The following is a 17,423-nucleotide window of genomic DNA, read 5'->3' on the forward strand; positions in this document are numbered from 1 at the left end:
GTTGTATTTCCAGAGGTAGGACTAGCTGCAATACGCTTGGGTTAAAGCTAAAACTCTTTGTGAAAGTCAATTTTTTTTAACGTAGACGCGGAGCGGCTTCCCGCAGGGTACCGCAGAGGCGCAGAGAACACAGAGAGAAGGAATAAATGCTTAACTTAACTGTATTGGGACTAGCTGGTGGAGTAACAGCAGTTGGTGTTTGAGGCGTAGTACTAGTAGATTTTTCAGGTTTGGGACCACAACTACCTAGCATCAGCACTGTAAATAACATCAGTATCATGGTCTTTGTGCGATCGCTATGGTGGACTAAATAATCAGGTATTCAATCCACCATTGTTGAGTTTAGTTACTAATGAGAGCCGTCGCAGTTAAACCTTGACTCGTCGTCGGAGTCAGCTTTGCTCCTGATCAACTTTTTCGATATCATCAGGTGTACCAGTGGCAGAAATTTTTGATGGGCCAGATTTACCTGCACCGGAGTTGCCGCCAGAAGCGCCAGCACCCCCTGAGTGTTTAGAATCGGTGTTGCCTTGTTCTTCTTGAAGCTGTTCAAGACGGTTTTTTTCTTGAGCTTTATCTTTTTGGTCAGCCATATCTTATTTACATTTTTCGCGTAGCGATCGCTCTTAACTCTATCATTTTCCTTATTCAAGCGACACCAGAGGCAAATGCTTTTAATTAAGGCTTCTGGACGGCGTTGCTAGCAATAGCTGACTCCTTTAAGACTAGTTTGTTGATTTTTGGGTTATGATATTGCCCAAATCCCTTTGCACGCATGGCACTGACTCAAAATTTACGTGCTGGCAAACGTGATTTTAACAGAATTAGTCAGCCGATGAGCAGGAGCGAAAGCTAGCTTTAAATAAGGAAGTTTAATTAAGCCTAATCTAACTCCCGGCGTCCTTCCAATGCCCTTGCCAGGGTCACTTCGTCGGCGTACTCCAAATCACCACCTACAGGCAGACCAAAGGCAATCCGCGTCACCTTGGTAAATGGCTTCAGTAGCTGACCGATATACAGTGTTGTTGTCTCACCTTCTACACTCGGACTAATTGCGAGAATTACTTCTTGAGGTTTTTGCTGATTCACGCGGCGCTGTAAAGCCAGTATAGTCAACTGTTCTGGACCAATTCCATCAATTGGAGAAATCACCCCACCCAAAACGTGATATTTGCCTTTATACTCGCGGGTTTTTTCCAGCGCAATCACATCGCGGGGATCTGCTACGACACAGATAATGTTGTTGTCACGGTTGGAATTGCGGCAGATTTCACAAACTGGTTCAGCAGATAAGTGAAAGCAAACAGAACACAAGCCTATCTGTTTTTTTGCCTCAATTAAAGCTTGTGCCAAAGCTTCAACCTCTGCTTCTGGGCGCTTCAAAATATGCAAAGCCAGTCGCTGGGCAGATTTAGGGCCAACTCCCGGCAAGCGTTGCAATTGCTCAATTAACCGTGCTAAAGGGCGTGCGTAAACCGTTGTCTTGTCTCCAGAATGTTTTTACCTTAACTATGATGACATTTTTACAGGATTTTGGATTGGTTATTTAATATTATGACCTGATGAATACTTATAGGACGACTTTTGCAATTCACGTGCTAGTTCAGACAATCCGCAGTCCTTTAAGTTTTGGTAAAAACTCTCGTCCTTTGATATACGGAGTTTTGCAAGTGAACGTATTGCATCTTCTAGTTCTTTTACACGATTTAAATGGTGAGCCAAACTAGCTGCTTGCTCTATAACGGTAGGATTGTAGTCTCGCCGTATAAACTGTTTAGCTGACTCAAACGCACCTTCCAAATCTCCATTATCTTTCAAAGTTTCTATTGCTAAAAAGATGAGCGAACCTCCTAGCTGCTTCGGAGGAATATCTAGAATTAATCTCGCTGCAATCTCAGTGTGACCTAGCTTCAAAGCTGTTCTAGCTGCAATCAATTTTGCTTGGATTTGGATATCGTCATTAAGTTCTTGATCATCACATAAAGGAAAAATAACATCAAAACTTTTAGAATATTCTTCTATATCTTCCAATATATCTGCATAGCGTACAGCTTGTTCTGGGTTAAGCTCTTCCCTCTGGCATAAGGGATCTATGACACGCACAGCTTTTTTCTTATCTTGTTTATCAAGCTTCCGCTCAGATAAATAGCTTTCTGCAAGAATTTGTTGTGCTTCTTGGTCAGTTGGTAATAGCTCAAGAAGTTCCCAACCAAAAGACCTTAATTTTTCTGTATTCTCCCTTAACCGAAAAAACCGCATAGCAGTACGATATATATCTGGATGCGGATAGAGTGCAACTAGCTCTAAAATATCCTCTTCTGACTTTTCGAGTGAAGATGAAAAGAGCAAGCGACTACCTATTTGCTCAATCTCAGCCCGAATATTTTCACTAGAAAGTTCTAAATTCAATCCATAAAATAATCGCACATAATTGCTTACTAGCTCCTTATTACTGTCAGGATCAGCAATTGCCAAGAACTCTTCTTGTTCTAGATTCTCACAGGAAAACAAAAAGAACAGTTTAGTTTCATCTGTTTCAAAAATTTGGCAACATCTTTGCTTAAAGCTGTCTAAATCTTTAGGTTTTGGTACGCGTGATACAACAACTTTAACATCGATTGACTTTGCAAGTGCTTTGGCTACTGCACTTTGCTCAATCAACCGCTTAATATGCTTGCTTACTTTGATACTTTCTGAACTCAAAGGAGACAGCATGACAACTTCATCAGGTAGCTGCTGTGTACAAATACCTGCTATTTCGGTAATGCCTGTGCGGGAGTCTATAATCACAAAATCTGCCTGTAATTCTTTTTCAATCCGGGCAAGAAACTGTTGAAAAAACGCAACCCCATCACAGATACGGATATTGTTGGGAGTGTTATCCAAACGTAATTCATAAAGATTATCTTCTGTCTTTATTTTGTCTAAGATGTCCGAGCGCTCGCGCTGTAAGGCTAATCCTTTGTTTTTTAGATAGTAGAGGCGCAGTTTCAACTGCTTCGATTCGCCCTGGGTGAGCGAAGGATCATTGAAGAACTCCTCAACTGGTTTAGTCTCGTCTACCTTTTGGTAGTGAATAATCTGCCATTCCTCACTCACCACAGGCTCCTCACACCCTGAACTAATATTCCATATATAGAATATTAGTCGATATTACAGTATTATTAACCTAAAAATTCGGTTGGCTTGATTGTCGGTGAGTTCAGTCGTTATACAGCTAGGCTATCAGTGCAGTAGTTTTGAGCCTATCGGGTTGGCGAGGTGAACTGTGAGGAGTGTAGGCGCAGCCCGCCGCAGGCATCGCCTCTTTGAGAGACTGTAAAATTAAGTCAGACTTACAGAGATGATGTGAGCATGAAAACGCTAGCCAAATGGTCTGTAGATGACTATCATTGCATGATTCAAGCGGGGATTCTGCGCGATCGCACTGTGGATTTGCTAGCGGGCGAAATTGTGGAAATGACTCCAGAAACCCTAATTTATTAGAGTTATAGTGATTTTTTTTAGTGATGAATTGCGTCTAGAGACACAATTCATCGGGTTTTATCAACCAGGAGGCCAGTTCAACTGCCGTCCTCCCAAAATATGCACATGTAAGTGATGGACTGTTTGACCGCCGTCATCACCAGTGTTGATGACAACTCGATAACCGTTTTTCAGTCCAGCTTCTTCTGCAAGACGTTTGGCAGTTAACAAAAGATGCCCCAACAGAGCATGATCGTCAGATTCAGCATCAGCTAGTGTGGGAATGGTTTTTTTGGGAATGATGAGGATATGAACGGGCGCTTGGGGGTGGATGTCTTTGAATGCCAAGACTAAATTATCCTCATAAACAATATCAGCGGGAATTTCCCGACTAATGATTTTGCTGAAAATCGTTTCTGTAGTTTCACTCATGCCAATCTACCTACTCATCTACTAGAGATTTTAAAAGTTTACTGTAATGACTCGATCATCTACACAAGAAAATACTCGTTTGTGTGATAAAGTTTTCCATAGATAAAATTCGTTTCACACCAGCATAGAGAAAATAATTATAATCTCTCACTCAACTATAGGGTGGCATTTTGATGCTTAGAAAGTTGCATATCTTGTATCCCAGTGCTTTGGGGATTTAGATGAAACAGTCAAAATACTATTTTGTTGTTTTTCTTATTATTATTATCATAATTAGCATCTTTTTGCGTTTCTGTTTGTTGCAAAATCAAAGTCTTTGGTTTGATGAAGGTTGGAGTCTAGCTTTATCTGATGGTACAACCTTTCAAGAAAATATCTTCCAAATTGTAAATCGAGAAGCTGGTGACAAATACCAACCGCTTTATTATTTAGTCTTGTTCTATTGGCGTTCGGCTTTCGGAGATAGTGAATTTGCGATTAGATCGCTTTCAGCTTTGCTGGGAGTCGGCTCAGTAATTGCCATATTCTTTACTAGCCTACGTGTTTATGGAAAAACACATGCCTTATGGTCGTCCATGATTATAGCAGTTAGTTCTTTTAGCGTGTTCTACAGCCAAGATGCCAGACCTTACGCATTATTAATATTTATAGCCTCACTTCAGATATATTTTTTTAGTTATTCAATGACTGAAGATAAGAGTAATAAAATTATTCCACAATTGCTTTTTGGAATCTTTACTGCCATAGGAACTTTTGGCAGCATTTTGACAATATTTTTTAGTTCCGCCCTAAGTTTATCTCATATTATTGTTTATAGAAACTTCAAACAATGGATCAAATGGTGGATACCTGTGGCAATTTTTTCTTCTCCAATGATTTGGTTCTACTTGTCATCACCTGCTGTCTCTGATCCAACAGCTACTACGGTTACTCGTACTGGATTACCCATAGTTCAAAACATTATGTTTGTGATCTACGGGACATTAGTTGGGACATCATATGGACCGCCACTGGAACAATTACGTGATGCGAACAGGATAAAAATTTTACTTGCTTACTGGCCGCAATTGCTAATATTTATTACTGTGATTACTGTAATTGTCCTCGCTTTATTAACAAGTTTATTGAGACAGCGCAAGAGAGAAAGATATCAACGGGCTGATTACTTATTTACATCTCTTTTGGTAACATCATTTTTGCTAACTTTTCTGTTTGCTCTGGCGACAAAAATTAATTGGCTACCGCGCCACTCTTTTTATCTATATATACCAGTTATCATTCTGATTCCATCAACATTTCTAGATAACTACCAACGTCAGAAGAAACTTGATATAGTGGCTCAATTTGCTAAGTTAGCGACTGTTTCTTTGGTAATTATGAATGTTTATTCAAATTTTCAATACTATTCAAATCCAGCCTATGCAAAAGATGACTACCGCTCGGCTGTTCACTACCTTTTAGAACATCGAGATAAATCTGCAAAATCTGTATTGTTCTTTGGACAACCTAAATTACTTCAATATTACGGAGATTCATCGACTATATATGCACCAGAATATGTTCTTAAAACAGTGAATGGCAAAAATATGGCAGAAAAAGTTAGTACAATGACTAAAAATGCAGATTCAGTTTTTGTGATAATTAATCGCGAATTTAATTGGAAACTCAAAGATATTTTTAAAAGAGAAATGAGTGATTTATATAACTTGGAAGATGAGGCTGATTGGTCTTATATGAAAATATATCGATTCACAATGAAGAAATAGAAGAGGACATCAAAATTACAGTGCTAATTAGATTTTATTTGGGAGCATCTCACTTTCGCCAAAAGCCTTGTAAAACCTCACCCCAACCCTCTCGTTGGTAAGGAGAGGGAGCAAGAATCTTGTTTTTCGTCTGGTATATTTGCTTTCACTGAGATGCTTCCTTTTATTTTGATGATTTTAAAAGGTATTTATGAGCAATACAAAGATAACAAAGAGCGTTCCGCAATTGGGAACGCTCTATTTTGGTTAATTCTGTTAAGATAATATGAATTTAAATTGAAAATTGCTAGTTGCTAAAATCAAGCATGGAGATTTGCTTGTTCCTGCAACCAAGGATCTACAGGTTGTCCATCTTTGCGGCGTAATTCAATTTCTACTACCATCACTTCTTTTGAACCAGGAGGTGCGGGTTTTTTATGGAAAATAATGTCATAATCTTCTGGATTGTGTTTGTGTTCTTTTAACCATTCCTGTACTTTGGTTGTGGCAAAAAATGATTGCCCTTGCTCAAACATTCGGGTAATTTGCAATTGCAGTGTATAAGGATTTAAGCGACCCATTTTCTACCGCCTTTGTTAAGTAAATTTTAGGAGAAATAATTTGCTTACCATACATAATCTGATGTTAGTTTAAAGATTGCAAGATGCCCACCCCACTATAAAAAGTATCTGCGCTCAACCAGTGCTGATATATTCTTTACATTCATTTGTAATTTTCACTACCAAAGTCTCAATTTCATCTAACTTAAAGGAAATTCCTGAAGCCTAAAAGCCTATTTACTAAGGCAGTTTTAGTCCAAAAAAGTTTTTTAACTATCACTAGAAATCTAGTCTAAGTATATCTACTGTAAAAAATAAGATATTGTAAATGGGTAGTCACTTAGTTAAGAGATGTGACACGATGAACTTGCATTAACAGAGTGACCATTACATACGGATTCAAAGATATGTTGAAAAAAGGTTTTTTATTTAAACTAGGATGTGTTGTAGCCTTAACAGGAACTGTCCTGATGCCAACAACAGCGAAGGCATCTAATATAGGGAACACTCAAACCTTGATAGACTGGGATCAACTCGCCAGTGGATGGACTCCCCCACAATCAGGTCAAGTTCGGAGCTTTCAAGCTGGTGCAGGAACAGTTGACCTGAAATTTGACCTTGGTTCGGACATTAAGTTCGCTAGTTTTGGTGGTAGTGGGTTGACTCCCGCCATTAGCAGCACTCTCAATGGTAGTCAGGATGCAAACGACAAAAGTCTCCATCTACAAATTGACGCTTCAGCAGTTGGTCTGACAAAGGGGGCTAACTCGCTGACTATGACGACTAGCTTCAAAGATTTTAGTAGTCCCCTCACAGATGTCACCTTCAAGCTGTTTGATGTCGATATCAGCAATAATAAAACTTGGCAAGATAGGGTAATTTTGAAGGGATTTTTGGGAAATCAGGTTGTTAACCCCATTTTTAGTCCGTTTTTAACTCAAGGAAATACTATCCAGCAAGTCGATGCTTACACTATTGATGGTATAGGATTTGATTCAGATGCTACTAACGGAGATTACGGTACTGTGCTAGTGAAGTTTGCTAGTGCTATTGACCGTTTCGAGTTGGTCTTTACCGATGGCGATGATATCGGCACTAGAAATCCAGATGACCACGGTATCGGTATTGGCGATATCAAATACACGGCTTCTAGCCAAAGCGTTCCAGAACCGGCTTCTATATTAGGTTTATTGGTATTGGGTACTTTTGGGGCTAGTTCAGTCCTGAAGCGCAAACAATAAAACGCTCAATAATGATTGTGTTCTAAATTAATTTATTTGTAGGGTAGGCATATTGCCTACCCTTTACTGTTTTTAACTAGTTAATTTTGTTATAGATTGGAGAGAGGCACACAGCTTCAAAAACTGACCAACAGACTGAGATGGTTGTTATGAAAAGTAAAAATCAAGCTGTTTTCGCTTTAATTGTAAAAAGTGCTATTGTCTTTTTACCCTTACTTTTATCCGTTGGAATTGCCACTGGTCAATCTGCACCATCACCTTCCCCAGCACTAACTCCTACTCCGATGTTATCGAATCAGGAACGGGAAGAGTTAGCGCGACTACGAGCCGAAAAGCGAATTCAACAGCAAGTCCAATCTGATTTTAATAGCGCTTTTAGCCGTACAACTATCTTACTCAATGTCTGGCTAGTTATATTAAGTCTATTTCCAGTCGCAATCATTACTTTATTTTGGCTGCTGCGACGGGTGGTAATTCGTGAAATTGTTGATAAGGCAATGCAACAGCTACAGGGAATGGAAAAATTACAAAATCAGCTAACCACCGTTAAGCAAGAGGCTGAAAATGTTATTCAAGAAGCTAAAAAAATCAATTATGAATTAGAACAGGAAACGACTGCCTTACAACAAAAAATTAAAAATGAACAAAAAAATATATCTATTTTTACATCTGAACTAGATTTAGCTAAAGCACAGGTATTAAATAGATTAGAAACTGAACTCAAAAAATCTCAAGAAAATATAGAAACTTTAGAGTCAAAATTTGCTTCCGGGCTATCTAAGTTAGAGTTTGATGCTCAACAACAAAGAGATATCGCACTGGAGAATCTAGGAAAATTAGCATCTGTCATGGCAGAGGAACTGGCTAATTTAAAGTTAGGTGTGCAACAACAGCAAGAACTAGCCGTTGCTGATTTAGAAGTATCAAGATCTGAGTTCACATCTCAACTTTCTGGATGGCAGTCTGATGCTCAAAAGCAAAAGGATATAGCTGTTGAAAGTTTAACAAATTTGCAGTCAGAATTTGCTGAACAATTATCAGAATTACAGGTGGATGCTCAAGAACAAAAAGAGATTATATTTGATAATTTAGGAATATTAGATAAAGAATTTAAATCTCAATTATCAGAATTACAGATAAATGCTCAGGAGCAAAAAAATAAAATTGTTGAGAGTTTAGCAGCATTGCAGTTAGAGTTTACTGAAAAATTATCGGAATTCCAAGTTGATGCTAAAAAGTGCAAAGAGTTAATCATTGAGAATTTAGAAAAATCTGGTTCTGAGTTTAGTTCGCAATTCTCAGAATTACAATGGAATGCTCAACAACAAAAGATTCTAATTTTAGAGAAGTTAGAAAGACTAGAAACTGAGTTTGTCTCTCAACTCTCTGAGTTACAATTGGATGCCCAAGAAAGAAAGGATCTCATCCTTCAAGAACTAACTGAAGAGGTGGTGAATTCTGAAGTTGAGGAAGAAATACAGGAACAGCCACAACAACCGGAATTCACTGCTGATGAGTATGTAAAACAGGGAGATGGACTGTTTTCTGAAAAGCGTTATGAAGATGCGATCGCAGCTTACAATCAAGCGGTGAAAATTCAACCTGATCAACCTGTGGCTTGGTTAAAACGAGGTCTAACTCTCGGAAGGTTGAAACGCTACAAAGATGCGATCGCATCCTATGACAGAGCGATCGCGATTCAACCAGATTATCATCAAGCTTGGTGCGATCGCGGCGTTGCTTTTGGGAACTTACAACAGCATCAGCAAGCCTTTGCCTCATTTGACAAAGCTACACAAATCAAGCCTGATGATGCAGTTGCTTGGTTGAATTGCGGCCTTTCCCTAGTAGCCTTGGAACAATACGAAGAGGCAATGGTATCCTTGGAAAAAGCGCGGGAATTTCAACCCAATTCTCCCAAAATCTGGGATAAACGCGGTTATACTTTGGTAAGATTGGGACGCGATGATGAAGCGATCGCTAGTTTTAACAAAGCGTTAGAAATTAAGTCAGATTATGCCAGTGCCTATTACAACAAAGCAGCCTGTTACGCACTGCAAAGACAAGTTGAATTATCTCTGCTAACTCTACAACAAGCAATTGAACTTAATCCCAGGTATAAAGAAGACGCAGCATCTGACCTAGATTTTGATGAGATTGCCGATGATCAGCGCTTTAAGGAGTTAGTCGCAGAGTAAAAACCTAAAAACATTAATTACTTCCCCCATTCGCCACGGGAGCATCCTAAATTTTTAAATTTACTATCATCATCCTGGAGTAAGAGAATGAGGAAACGAACCGCAAAGAACGCAAAGGGCGCGTTCGCGCAGCGTCTCGCAGAGAAGGTAAGAGAGTTGTAAAGGGTTTTTGCATCAGTACCGTGAATTTTGGAAAAATGGGGATGTTTCCCTCCCTACTCCCCACTCCCCACTCCCCACTCCCCACTCCCCCCAATTCGATTCTGTTCACCAGACATCGCCTTGAGTTTAGATGTAAAAGACTCAGAGCGATCGCTTTTTTCTGGAGTAAATTGCCCGATTGGGGCATGAATAGCAGCAGGTGGAAGCAGCTTTGCCCGTTTATGATGTAATGGTGATGCAGAGGACGGTGGACTTTCTTGTGAAGTTTGCCTTTGGCTGACAGCAGATAACTGAAGGGTTGCCGAAGAGGTAAATTTTCCAGAAGGCGGAGATTTCAAGACGGTTTTATGATCTCTATCTTCCTGCTTTCCCTCTTCTTCACTCAAAGATGTCTTTGATTCGGAACTTTTCAGTTGTAGAGTTGCAGTATTGCTCTGTTGATAGCCATTGCCAATCTTAGCTGGTGGTAATTGAGGACTCGTCACTTTCTCTACAGTCGGGTTTTTCTGTCCTGGCGGTAGGGCTGGTGCAGCGAATGAGGTTAACCTTTGGGGAAATTTACTACAAATCATCCGTTCAAATTCCATGTTGAAATGATATGTAGCCTGATCCCGGCGCTGCCAAAATACTAAGATTTGTTGCACGGAAACCGCTTTATAACGACCTTGATATAGTGCCTCAATCACTGCCAGGTGTAGCCAATTCAGGGGATATTGCGTTTGCCAACGCTCAACTAGCTCATTGGCACTATACCCACTGAGATCGAAACTATAGTTAATTAATAAGGCGATCGCTAAGTTGGCAGAGGTGTCTGGAAGTGTTGTTAACATGGGGCTATTAGCTCTAGGCAATAGGTCTAAGATTTGTCACCCATCGCATATTAGCCTAGCGTGCTTTTAACTACATGGTTTTTTTTCCCAAGAGTTACCAAGCCGATAGGCAGTGTTCCCTATTTTACTTCTCAACTTCTAGAATGCAACCCTACATAGACTGATTTAATCGTAGGTGTTCGCCCAATAGCGACTAATGCCTGATAAACCATCGCTGCAACTTCGGCTCGTGTTGCTAAATGTAAAGGTGCAAGCACTTTCGGATCGGGATAGTTGACAACTATTCCTCCTTGTGTAGCAGTGGCAACAGCGATCCGGGCATAGTCGGGAATCCGATGACGATCGCTATATACTTCTAAAATATCACTATCAACAGCTGGTAGTCCCAGTCCGTTTACTAGGGAGACAATCACCTGTAGTCGCTGGACATTTTGATCGGGGCGGAAAGTGCGATCGCTAAATCCGGCAACAAAGCCACCGCTAGCCGCGATTTGGATCGCGCTATAAGCCCAAAAATCCTTGGGTACGTCCGTAAAATCAGCTGCTGGAACTTTGGGAAATGGATTAAAAGCGATCGCCACCAAAGCCGCGTACTGGGCGCGAGTCATGGGTTTATCTGGCTGGTAGCTACCATCGGCAAAACCCTGAGTTAAATCCATGCTCACTAATGCCTGAATAAATGGTTCCGCCCAATGTCCATCTAGTTGAAGAGGCGCGGGGAGTTTTTGAGATCGGGATGCTGTCGGGGCGTTAGAGGAACTGGTGCTAACCGCTACTCGATTAGTTGGGATCAATTCGACCAAGCCTTTGACTAGAGCCGGATTTAATTGATTACCTACAGAAACCAGCTTTTGTGTAGTAGCATTCTGTAAATCAAATTCACTATGATCACGAAAAATATTATTACCGGAATATTGGATATTACCTAAATCGGGTACTGCATTGCCATTGACTAATAGACCACCTTGGGTATTTTTGGCAATCAGATTTTGACGTAGCACAGGTTGGGCATTGCGAGAAAGTGCGATCGCTGTGCGATTTTCTGATAATTTGTTATTGGCGATCGCTGGAGCGGCAAAATCACTAATTGCTATGCCTAACGGGTTTCTTTGAAATACATTCCGTAGTACTTTTCCCTGGCTATGGCGTGCCATCACTAACCCACTAGCAGTATTTTGCACAAATATGTTATCTAAAATTGCGGGTTTGGCAGTACCAGTGGTAAACACACCTTCTCGGCCACAGTCACTGAAAGTATTATTAGCTAAAGTAGGTGCAGCCGATTCAATCCAGATACCAGTACCTTTAGCTGAAGGATTAGTGATAGTTACACCTAAAAGACTGGCATTATCTAGCAAGAGCAGCGTGATATTTTGTAAACCAAAGCTGGGACTTTGATACTCGCCACTCCCGGAAATTACAATCCCTGCACCTTTTTTTGCTTCGTTACCCACCACTGTCGTCCCTTCAGGGATGATCAGTGGGAACACCTCACCACTAGCGACGCTGTAAGTCCCCGATTCCAGATGAATTATCCTGGTGATTTTGGTTAGTTTTAAGGCACGGCTGAGGCTTTTAAACGGACTCAACTGTGAACCAGTATTGGTATCATTCCCTGTCATAGGGTTGACATAGAGTGTGACAACGAGGCTAGAGTTCACCATTGATAATTGAGAGTCAATTGTTTTAATTATGACAATCATAGGTAACACTACTTCGAGCAAACTTTTTTTAAAACCCCGTTTCCAGCCTCTGGCTGGAAATGTACCTCATTGCGGCTCTGCCGCAAGTCTTGAGGCGGAGCCTCCCGGAATGCATTCCCAGTCGGAGACTGGGAACGAGACAATCTTTAAATGCTCCTTCCTTCTTCTAGGCTAACTTTGATGTTAAGTAGTCGGACAGAATTAATTACACAATGTCATTGCGAATGGAGCGAAGCGGAATGAAGCAATCACAAGGGCTGGGATTGCTTTGCTTCGCTCGCAATGACTGTAAATATTTTTGTCCATCTACTTAAGTTGACACGCATAAGCATTGCCATGTCAATACGACAGATGTGGTTCAATGTCAAACATTCTCATCTAGAATTGTTCCTTCTATATTGGCTCCATCCAAATTTGCTCCACTCAAATTTGTCTGGTTCAAATCTGCTTGAGTGAGATTTGCTTGGGATAAGTCGGCTACAGTTAAGTCTGCACCAGTCAAATCGGCTCCATCTAGATTCGCCGCTATCAAGCTGGCTTCGTGCAAATCCGCGTCACTCAAGTTAGTGTCAATTAGTTTAGCAACTGTCAAATCAGCGTGATTCAAATTAGCTCCTTCCATTGCTGCTCCATCCAAGATGGCTCCATCCAAAATAGCTCCGGTTAAGTTGCTACCACTGAGATCAGCATTGCTCAAATCTGCTCCATTTAAGTCTGCCTCAATCAAACTGACGTGGGCTAAATTAGCGTGACTCAGATTAGCTCCATCTAAAATTGCTCTATCTAAAATTGCGCCACTGAGATTGGCTTCCCTTAAGTTTGCCTCGCTCAAGTTAACACCAGTAAAGTCTCTGACACCTGCGGCATAGTTTTTCAGGAGTTGATCTGCTTTCATATCTGTCGCTGTGCTAAGGAACGTTTTATTGAGGCTATCCAGACAGGCACTAAATCCCCAGCCCGCGCCACGGAGGATTGGTGTACTGAATCAAACTAGAGTGAATATCGAATCACTTTTGTCTAGATTAACTATCCTTAACTACTGGCGCTACTACCTAGAGTCGTGAGTTATTTTCATACTTGCGAGGGATGTTGAGGAATTTAAAAACTTCAGCATTAGTGCAAAGCGATCGCTATACTCAATTGTGGTGTTCGTCTGGCAGAGGTTATGGCAAAACCAATTCGTATTCTTTTGCAGACTACGATTCCTACGACTGAAAATGACTGGAGCATTTTTCGTTTCTCGATGTTACAAGATTACTTAGCATCGATTCAAGACGAAGCCGGAAACTCCTTATTTGAAGTTACGGGACGCGATTACGAATCAGATGCAGTCGGTGGCGACTCAGTTTTAAGTAGTCTCGACAAATCAGATTTTGATCAACTTTGGCTATTTGGCTTAGAGGTAGATAAGGGTTTAACCGAAAAAGACATTGCTGGAATTAATGCTTTTCGGCAACGTGGCGGCGGAATTTTGACAACACGCGATCATCAGGATATGGGCTGTTCGATGTGTGGTTTAGTTGACATTGGTGATGTCCACTATTTCAACACCAAAAATCCCGATCCCGATGAATCTCGCTGGAGCCGAGATGACTCATACACAACTTATATTTCCTGGCCTAACTATCATTCTGGAGCTAACGGCGATTATCAAAAAATTACCATTGTTGAGCCCATTCACGAACTTTTAAAAAATCCCAATTCACCTTCGGGAACTATCGAATTTTTCCCAGCACATCCCCACGAAGGCGGTATTGGCGTGCCTCCGGGCAATGCAAACACGCGGGTAATTGCTCTGGGCAAAAGTTTAGTTACAGGTCGCAACTTCAATTTGGTTGTAGCGATCGAGCATTATCAAGATCAACAGGGGAATATACTAGGACGAGCAGTAGCTAATTCTAGCTTCCATCATTTAGTCGATTACAACTGGGATATTAACAAAGGCTGTCCGACTTTTGTAGATGAAGCACCCGGAGATGGCATGAAAAAAGAGCCACGCGCCTTAGAAGATATCAAAACCTATGTGCGTAACGTCGCTTTTTGGCTAGCAAATTGATTCATTAGTCATTAGTCATTGGTCATTGGTCATTGGTCATTGGTCATTGGTCATTGGTCATTGGTCATTGGTCATTGGACTAATGACTCGGCGAAGCGGTTCAATTTTTTACTAATTGCTGTAAGTCCACTGCGATACCCAAAATACTGGGTATCGCGGCGGGTAGTTTAGATTTCCCCACCAACCACTACATCTCGAATTCGGAGACTAGGACCACCACAACCCACTGACAAGCCGTTTTGCCCTCCCTTACCACAACCGCCAGATTCATCCCAATAAAAATCATCACCAAGTGCCTCAATATCCGCTAAAGTTTGGAATACATTTCCCGAAAGCGTTACATCCCGTACAGGTTCAGCAATTTTGCCGTTCCTAATCATCCATGCTTCCCCAGCACTAAAGGTGAACATTTCCCCATTCGTCATCCCACCCAACCAATTACGGGCATAAACTCCTTCTTTGATATCAGTAAATAAGTCTTCGACTGGTGTTTTACCCCGTTCAATCCAGGTATTTGTCATCCGCACAATCGGAGTAAAGTGATAGTTGAGACAGCGTGCGTTACCCGTAGGCGCTTCTTCCAATTTGCCAGCAGTTTCACGAGAATGTAAACGTCCAACTAAAACCCCATCTTTAATTAGTTGAGTAGTAGTCGCAGGCGTACCTTCATCATCGTAAAAATAGCTACCGCGATGTCCCTCTGGGGCGGCACCATCAAAAATTTGCAGTTCTTCTGGGCCAAACCGCCGGCCAATGGTCATGACTTCCAGCAGATCGGGGTTTTCGTAAGCCATATCGGCCTCAGAAAGATGTCCGAAGGCTTCGTGAACAAACAAACCCGTGAGAATTGGGTCAATGACTACGGTGTAAGTATTGCCTTTGACCGATGGCAGAGATAAAGCCGCGATCGCTCTTTGGGCGGCACCTTTAACCTGTTCATCCAAATCTGTTAAATCTTCGTAACCTTTGCGAGAGCCAGTAGTTTCCCGTCCAGTTTGTACGGTTTCGCCATTTCTGGCGGTGGCGGCAAAGCGCATTTCCATATCCACCCAAGATTGCTCGATCAAAGTGCCTTCTGAGGTAGCGATGATCACTTTTTGGGCGCTGTCACCGTAACGCACCGAGGTAGTAGTAATCCGGTGATCAACGCTTTTGAGCAATTGGGCATAGCGATCGCACAATTGTTTTTTCTTCGAGAGGGGGATTTTTCGGGGATCGCTGCCTTTTAGGGGTAGAATGCATACTGCTTGCACCGGGTCAATGGGTGCAAGTAAAGTTTCTTCATCACCAACCATCCGCGCCGCAGCGATCGCTTCTTCTATCCGATCTTTGATTGTCGCCAGTTGGTTAAAACAGCTCAACCCCCATCCACCTTTATAACAAGCGCGAATGTGTCCACCAATGGAGATGCCTTCACTGAGGGTTTCTACCTTGTCGCCACGCAACAAGATATCAGTCCCTTCTGCCTCTTCAAGGCGAATCATCAAATAATCTACACGCTCTGAGTAGCGGGCAATCAGGTCAGAAAGTAAATTTTGGGCGTCAGCAAGTGTAGTCGGCATTTCCAGGTAATAACAATGACGAACTGCATTTATTTTGCAATTATTTGGGGAATTTATGCTAATCAATGACGAGTTCGCCCATGAATCGCTGACCTAGCTGACCTAGAAGATTGAGGAGCAGGGGGAGAATACCCAATGCCCAATGCCCAATGCCCAATGCCCAATGCCCAATGCCCAATGCCCAATGCCCAATGCCCAATGCCCAATACCCAATGCCCAATGCCCAATGCCCAATGTCCAATGCCCAATGCCCAATGCCCAATACCCAATCTGGCGCGTAGCACTCTGACTGTTAGTACTTGCTTTTTTACGGTGGGTAAGAACTGAATGATGTGCTAAGGTAATTAGGTGAGAATAAAATTCGGTTACAGTGTTTGTTTTTAGTATTGACAGGCTTTTTCCTTTTGGTCTTAACAAGCTTGTCTCCGAAATCTAAATCTCTACACACCTATGATTTTGGAGATAATGCATGTCAATTTATGTAGGTAATCTATCCTACGAGGTCACACAAGAAGACCTCACTTCTGTTTTTGCCGAACATGGTTCTGTAAAACGTGTTCAGTTGCCTACCGACCGTGAAACCGGACGTCCACGCGGCTTTGCTTTTGTAGAGATGGGAACAGAAGCCGAAGAAACAGCTGCCATTGAAGCTCTTGATGGTGCTGAGTGGATGGGACGCGATCTCAAAGTCAATAAGGCTAAACCGAAGGAAGATAGAGGTGGTTCCTTTGGTGGGGACCGTCGCGGCAACAGTGGTGGTGGTGGTGGTGGATACTCCCGCGGCCGCTACTAAGCTTTAAGATAAAAAATTCAGTTTTAACGTCTTAAGGGCAGAATCATTATCTGCCCTTTTTGCACTCCGGTATACTGGATGGCCTAAAATTGCCCAGTACCAATTAAGTAGGAGATGAAAATGACCCAAGTATTTGTGGGCGAAAATGAAGGAATTGAGTCAGCCTTACGTCGGTTTAAAAGGGAAGTTTCCAAAGCAGGTATTTTTCCAGACATGAGAAAGCATCGTCACTTTGAAACGCCTTTGGAAAAACACAAGCGCAAAGAAGTTGCAAGGCACAAGCAACGTAAGAGAAATTTCCGTCGTAATTAACAATAAGCGATACCTACGGTATACTACGCGATCGCACTCTCTCATTAGATTCTTAGCCGTCAAAGAGGCGATCGCTATACTCCTACATATAGAATCTAAAGGGTAGGTTTTGGCAAAGCCATTACTGATTATAAGACGGGCAATTTAAATAAGGGTGTGTCCCCCAACTAACAAAAAACTTGTTATGGTTACTTCTGGAGTGGCGATCGCAAGACCCTTTGCAATTTGTACCCAGTAAAGCAAAACGAAAAATTTTGAAAGCCGCTCTACTAAGCTGTTACGCAGCTTAATTGTATAATATGAGGTTAATAACCTAAGCTATTATCAGCTACCCATGCCAGCAAAAAACCATCTTTCTCAAGAG

General features: G+C 41.6%; 17 protein-coding genes and 1 pseudogene. 8 read left to right on the forward strand and 10 right to left on the reverse strand.

Features of this window, described 5'->3' with window-relative positions; all coding sequences use genetic code 11:
- Positions 1-76: 76 nt before the first annotated feature.
- The 4 genes from V7L05_RS12965 to V7L05_RS12980 form a co-directional block, all read right to left on the reverse strand.
- Entirely contained in the window at positions 77-280 is a 204-nt protein-coding gene (locus V7L05_RS12965; RefSeq protein WP_335164551.1) for a hypothetical protein, read from the reverse strand.
- A 112-nt stretch (positions 281-392) separates the two neighbouring features.
- Positions 393-593, reverse strand: a complete 201-nt coding sequence (locus tag V7L05_RS12970) for a hypothetical protein (protein WP_335164552.1) — start codon at positions 591-593, stop codon at positions 393-395.
- 289 nt (positions 594-882) lie between these two features.
- Complete coding sequence (gene recR / locus V7L05_RS12975) at positions 883-1,440, reverse strand: recombination mediator RecR (protein ID WP_335164553.1); 558 nt, start codon at positions 1,438-1,440, stop codon at positions 883-885.
- A gap of 102 nt (positions 1,441-1,542) precedes the next feature.
- Positions 1,543-2,994, reverse strand: coding sequence for a tetratricopeptide repeat protein (locus V7L05_RS12980; RefSeq protein ID WP_335164554.1), 1,452 nt, complete (start codon positions 2,992-2,994; stop codon positions 1,543-1,545).
- A gap of 360 nt (positions 2,995-3,354) precedes the next feature.
- Between V7L05_RS12980 and V7L05_RS12985 the strand changes: the two are divergent.
- Positions 3,355-3,471: pseudogene (locus V7L05_RS12985) on the forward strand (Uma2 family endonuclease); the annotation flags it as partial.
- A 75-nt stretch (positions 3,472-3,546) separates the two neighbouring features.
- On the opposite strand, the gene V7L05_RS12990 reads toward V7L05_RS12985, so the two are convergent.
- Positions 3,547-3,897, reverse strand: a complete 351-nt coding sequence (locus V7L05_RS12990) for a histidine triad nucleotide-binding protein (RefSeq protein WP_335164555.1) — start codon at positions 3,895-3,897, stop codon at positions 3,547-3,549.
- A 221-nt stretch (positions 3,898-4,118) separates the two neighbouring features.
- Between V7L05_RS12990 and V7L05_RS12995 the strand changes: the two genes are divergently transcribed.
- A complete protein-coding gene (locus V7L05_RS12995; protein ID WP_335164556.1) occupies positions 4,119-5,663 on the forward strand; it encodes a glycosyltransferase family 39 protein in 1,545 nt (514 codons plus the stop codon).
- Positions 5,664-5,962: 299 nt separating this feature from the next.
- Here the strand turns inward: V7L05_RS12995 and V7L05_RS13000 are convergent, their stop codons facing one another.
- Positions 5,963-6,223, reverse strand: coding sequence for a hypothetical protein (locus tag V7L05_RS13000; RefSeq protein WP_265274552.1), 261 nt, complete (start codon positions 6,221-6,223; stop codon positions 5,963-5,965).
- A gap of 359 nt (positions 6,224-6,582) precedes the next feature.
- On the opposite strand from V7L05_RS13000, the gene V7L05_RS13005 reads away from it, so the two are divergent.
- Positions 6,583-7,443, forward strand: coding sequence for a PEP-CTERM sorting domain-containing protein (locus tag V7L05_RS13005; protein WP_335164557.1), 861 nt, complete (start codon positions 6,583-6,585; stop codon positions 7,441-7,443).
- A gap of 149 nt (positions 7,444-7,592) precedes the next feature.
- Entirely contained in the window at positions 7,593-9,641 is a 2,049-nt protein-coding gene (locus V7L05_RS13010; protein WP_335164558.1) for a tetratricopeptide repeat protein, read from the forward strand.
- 215 nt (positions 9,642-9,856) lie between these two features.
- On the opposite strand, the gene V7L05_RS13015 is transcribed toward V7L05_RS13010, so the two are convergent.
- From V7L05_RS13015 to V7L05_RS13025, 3 genes are all read right to left on the reverse strand, one after another.
- Positions 9,857-10,633 (reverse strand): hypothetical protein, encoded by a 777-nt coding sequence (locus V7L05_RS13015; protein WP_335164559.1) that lies wholly within the window; start codon positions 10,631-10,633, stop codon positions 9,857-9,859.
- A 131-nt stretch (positions 10,634-10,764) separates the two neighbouring features.
- Entirely contained in the window at positions 10,765-12,336 is a 1,572-nt protein-coding gene (locus tag V7L05_RS13020) for a DUF1565 domain-containing protein (protein WP_442937858.1), read from the reverse strand.
- A 364-nt stretch (positions 12,337-12,700) separates the two neighbouring features.
- Positions 12,701-13,231 (reverse strand): pentapeptide repeat-containing protein, encoded by a 531-nt coding sequence (locus V7L05_RS13025; RefSeq protein WP_335164560.1) that lies wholly within the window; start codon positions 13,229-13,231, stop codon positions 12,701-12,703.
- Between the two features lie 270 nt (positions 13,232-13,501).
- On the opposite strand from V7L05_RS13025, the gene V7L05_RS13030 reads away from it, so the two are divergent.
- Entirely contained in the window at positions 13,502-14,392 is an 891-nt protein-coding gene (locus V7L05_RS13030) for a hypothetical protein (RefSeq protein ID WP_335164561.1), read from the forward strand.
- Positions 14,393-14,559: 167 nt separating this feature from the next.
- On the opposite strand, the gene V7L05_RS13035 is transcribed toward V7L05_RS13030, so the two are convergent.
- Positions 14,560-15,954 (reverse strand): TldD/PmbA family protein, encoded by a 1,395-nt coding sequence (locus V7L05_RS13035; protein WP_335164562.1) that lies wholly within the window; start codon positions 15,952-15,954, stop codon positions 14,560-14,562.
- A 135-nt stretch (positions 15,955-16,089) separates the two neighbouring features.
- On the opposite strand from V7L05_RS13035, the gene V7L05_RS13040 reads away from it, so the two are divergent.
- The 3 genes from V7L05_RS13040 to rpsU all read left to right on the forward strand — a co-directional run bounded on the left by V7L05_RS13040 (position 16,090) and on the right by rpsU (position 17,059).
- The gene (locus tag V7L05_RS13040; protein ID WP_335164563.1) at positions 16,090-16,281 is read left to right on the forward strand and encodes a hypothetical protein; all 192 of its coding nucleotides are present in this window, start codon (positions 16,090-16,092) and stop codon (positions 16,279-16,281) included.
- A gap of 142 nt (positions 16,282-16,423) precedes the next feature.
- Entirely contained in the window at positions 16,424-16,747 is a 324-nt protein-coding gene (locus V7L05_RS13045; protein WP_334832914.1) for an RNA recognition motif domain-containing protein, read from the forward strand.
- Between the two features lie 120 nt (positions 16,748-16,867).
- The gene (gene rpsU, locus V7L05_RS13050; protein ID WP_094333031.1) at positions 16,868-17,059 is read left to right on the forward strand and encodes a 30S ribosomal protein S21; all 192 of its coding nucleotides are present in this window, start codon (positions 16,868-16,870) and stop codon (positions 17,057-17,059) included.
- Positions 17,060-17,423 lie beyond the last annotated feature (364 nt).

This window comes from Nostoc sp., assembly GCF_036917755.1.
In the GTDB taxonomy this organism is placed as follows: domain Bacteria; phylum Cyanobacteriota; class Cyanobacteriia; order Cyanobacteriales; family Nostocaceae; genus Nostoc.